This is a genomic window from Streptomyces triticisoli (assembly GCF_003270085.1).
In the GTDB taxonomy this organism is placed as follows: domain Bacteria; phylum Actinomycetota; class Actinomycetes; order Streptomycetales; family Streptomycetaceae; genus Streptomyces; species Streptomyces triticisoli.
The window spans coordinates 1-3,481 of record NZ_QFDQ01000253.1; the positions used below are offsets into that span (position 1 = coordinate 1).

At 76.8% G+C, this 3,481-nt stretch carries 2 protein-coding genes and 3 pseudogenes; 1 reads left to right on the forward strand and 4 read right to left on the reverse strand.

Features of this window, described 5'->3' with window-relative positions; translation table 11 throughout:
- A pseudogene (locus tag DEP02_RS29505) lies at positions 1 to 384 on the reverse strand (hypothetical protein); the annotation flags it as partial.
- Positions 381 to 1,229: an SDR family NAD(P)-dependent oxidoreductase gene (locus DEP02_RS29510; RefSeq protein WP_112470738.1), complete on the reverse strand. Its 849-nt coding sequence runs from the start codon at positions 1,227 to 1,229 to the stop codon at positions 381 to 383. The pseudogene DEP02_RS29505 and the gene DEP02_RS29510, both read right to left, overlap by 4 nt.
- Positions 1,230 to 1,400: 171 nt before the next feature.
- Here DEP02_RS29510 and DEP02_RS29515 point away from each other — a divergent pair, with 171 nt between their 5' ends.
- Positions 1,401 to 2,594 (forward strand): MGDG synthase family glycosyltransferase, encoded by a 1,194-nt coding sequence (locus DEP02_RS29515; RefSeq protein WP_438947811.1) that lies wholly within the window; start codon positions 1,401 to 1,403, stop codon positions 2,592 to 2,594.
- Between the two features lie 208 nt (positions 2,595 to 2,802).
- Here DEP02_RS29515 and DEP02_RS35110 read toward each other — a convergent pair.
- Together DEP02_RS35110 and DEP02_RS29525 are read right to left on the reverse strand one after the other, a co-directional pair.
- Positions 2,803 to 3,253 (reverse strand): annotated as a pseudogene (locus DEP02_RS35110) (RpiB/LacA/LacB family sugar-phosphate isomerase); the annotation flags it as partial.
- Positions 3,254 to 3,279: 26 nt separating this feature from the next.
- Positions 3,280 to 3,481: pseudogene (locus DEP02_RS29525) on the reverse strand (serine/threonine protein kinase); the annotation flags it as partial.

Here is a 3,481-nt window from a genome sequence, read left to right on the forward strand (position 1 = left end):
TGCTCCGGGGCCGTGCGGCTCCTCGGCGGTCTTTCCGGCGTTGCCCGGCTCCCCGGTGGCCGTGCCGCCCGGCGCCCGGGGCGGCGCACGGCGCACGCCTCGCCCGCCCGGCGGCCTCTGGGCGGCAGTACCGTTGGTCCAGCGGTCGTCCCCTCTCCCGCCGTCCGGCGGACTCGGGACCGTGCCGCCGCTGCCCTGCTCTCCCTCGCCGCCCGGCGTCTCCGGAGCCGCGCCGCCCCCGTCCCCCTCTCGCCTGCCGTCCCCCTCTCCCCCGCCGTCCGCCTTCTCCGTCGCCGCGCGCCTCATCAGGACCGACGCCGCGGCGTTGGCGAACGCGGCGAACAGTGCGAGGACGACGGTGAGCGCGTTCACCCCGTGGGTCACCCAAACCGTGCGGCAAGGCGTCGGTAGAGCGCGGGCGCGGCGCCGCGGATCCGGCCGGGCAGACGGGTCCAGCCGGGGACGTACACCTCGTCCCGGCCCCGGGACACCGCCTCCCACACCGCGTCGGCGACCCGGCTCGCCGGGACGGGCCTGGGCCTCGAGCGCCGGTAGGGCACTCCGCGGCGGTCGAAGAACGGTGTGTCGACCACTCCGGGCACCACATGGCTGATGCCGACCCCGGTGCCGCGCAGCTCGTAGCGCACGGCGTCGGCGAAGGCGCCGAGTGCTGCCTTGGTGGCGGAGTAGACCGCCTCGTCGCGGACGCCGACCGTGCCGGCCAGGGAGCCGATGAGGACCACGCGGCCCGTGCCCCTCCTGACCATCTGGGGCAGCAGCAGCCGGACCAGGTGCAGGGTGGCCAGTACATTGACCTCGAACACCTCGTCGATGGCGCGCTGCGGCATGGTGCTGAACGGCCCGGCCCAGCCGATGCCCGCTCCCGCCACCAGAAGGTCCACGTGGCCGACGCTGTCGAGGGCGAACTCCACCAGCCGCCGCTCGGCGTCCTGGCCGGACAGGTCCGCCGGGTGGACGACGGCGGAGGTGCCGCGGGCGACCTCCTCCAGCCGGGCTCGGTCACGTCCGTTGAGCACCAGGCGCCAGCCGCCCTCCTGGGCGAGCCGCCGGGCGACGGCCGCGCCGATCCCGGACGAGGCGCCGGTCACCAGCGCGCTCCCGCCCGGCACCGCCGCGTCGGGGGGCCGGCGGCGTACGGCGCTCAGCGCCGCGGGTGCCTCGACGGGCGCGCCGGAGCCGGACCGTAGGGGGGAGGAGGCGTGGGACATCGGGACGCACCTCGGGGGTCGGACGGGACCGGGGGCCGCCGGTGCGGCTCCGGTGGTCCGGGACGGCCTGCAGGGTGGTGAAGTATCCCGGGGGCCGTGCCCGAAACCTGGGACGGGCGCGGGGGTGCGCCTGTTCGTTTGACTGCGGTGGGTGAGGGTTACTCACTTCCAGTGTCGTCCGATTCGTCCGTGCCGCCACCGCTGCCCGCCGCTCGGGAGCCTGTCGCCGGTCACACGCCCGCCCGCGCCGGCCCGGAGGCGTCCCCGGAGGCCGAGCGGCTGCTCGTCGTCTCCGCGAGCATGGGGGCGGGCCATGACACGGTGGCCGCCGAGCTGGCCCGCCGTGCCCGCGCCGCCGGCAAGCAGGTCCGCGTCGTCGACGTGCTGGCCCTGCTGCCGTACGGGCTGGGCGGCGGTCTGCGCGGCTTCTACCGGGCGGCCGTCCGTGAGGCCCCCTGGGTCTACGCCGGTATCTACGACTTCTTCCTGCGGCCCGGTCCCCGGCCCCGCCCGAGCGGTACCCCGCTGGCGCGGCTCGCGGGCGGCCGGCTGATGCGTCTGGTGCGGGAGTGGCGGGCCGACGTCGTGGTGCCCGTCTTCCATCTGGCGGCCCAGCTCACCGGCCATCTGCGGACCCGTGGGGTGCTGCAGGTCCCCAGCGCGGTGGTCGTCGTCGACTTCGCCGTGCACCGGCAGTGGCTGCATCCGGGCAACGACCTGCACCTGTGTGTCAGCGAGGAGACCGCTCGCGAGGTCCGCCGGGGCATCGGCCGGCCGGCGGAGGCCACCGGTCCGGTGGTGGCACCGGAGTTCTTCTCCGAGGGCCCGGGAACGGCCGGATGGCGAAGCCGGCTTCAGCGGTACGGCGGTGGCCGGCCCGCGGTGCTGGTCTCCGCGGGCGCCTGGGGGGCCGGCAGTCAGCTGTCCGGCACCGCACGGCTGCTCGCCGCGCACGGCTTCCTGCCGGTCGTCCTGTGCGGACGCAACGAACGGCTGCGGCGCGCGCTGTCCGGCACGCCGGGTGTCCTCACCCCCGGCTGGGTGACCGACATGCCGGGCCTGCTGCACGCCTGCGCCGCCCTGGTGGACAACGCGGCCGGTCAGACGGCCGTCCAGGCCCTCGCCGCCGGTCTGCCGGTCATCGGTCACCGTCCCCTGCCCGGACACGGCGCGGAAGGCGTACGCCGCATGGCGGACCTGGGCCTGTGCGACCTCGCCCCCGACGAGGCCGCCCTCCTGCGCTCCCTGACCCGCCTCACGGAACCGGGCCCCCACCGCGAACAGCGGATCACGGCCGGCCGGGCCCTGTTCCGGGAGGACGCGCTGTCCAGGCTCGTACGGGTCCGGGCGGCGAGCCGCCGGTAGCACCGGCCGTACGACCGCGACGGGCGCCGGGCCCCGCCGCGGGGCCGGGCCGGGAACCCGCCCGAGCCGCGGATCGTGCCCTGGCGGCCACACCTCCGTGACGACACCTCGTCACCGGCCACACGGCCCTCCGGGACCGAGCCGCCGTAGCACCCGGCCCTGCGCCCCCCGGGCGCCGAGCCCCCACCACGGGCCGTAAAAGGCCCGGCCGGCGGAGGTCCGGACGGTCGACGTGGGTCACGTTGTCCCGGTCCTCGGTGTCCTCGTCCTCGCGCGGTGTGGCGGTGAACCAGGCGTCGAGGATCCCCTTCAGGAGCGGTTCGGAGGTCGGTCTGAGGCCGAGGGGCCAGTGCGTCGGCGTCGTTCCAGCGGCGTGCTCCGTCCGCCGTGCGGGCGTCGGTGCACAGGACGGCCCGTACGCCGGGCGCCTCGTGCACGGCGATGGACGCGCCCGTGCCGGTCCAGCAGCACACGACCGCCTGGTCGGCCCACCCGTCGGCGACATCGCGGGCGGCGGCCTCCGAGCACACCGCTCACCGCGGGTCGTCCCCGGGGCGCAGCGCGCCGTGGCTCACCACCTCGTGCCCCCGCTCGCGCAGCAGCGCGACCAGGGAACGGGCGACGGGTTCGTCCATGTCGGAGGAAACCGAGATCCGCATGCCCCGGAGCCTGCGCAGCCTCCTCCCTAGAAGAACGCCATCCCGGCCAGCAGCGCCAGGACGAACAGGGCGGCGCCGCCCACGACGGCGACCACGCGGAAGTGGCGCCGCAGCGAGGAGCGCAGGCCGGGGCGGCGCGGGGGGACCCGGTGCACGCTGGTGTTCCAGCCGGTGTCCGCGGCGGCCTGGGTGGGTCGCGGGGCGGCCGGGGCGGGTCGCGGGGCGGCC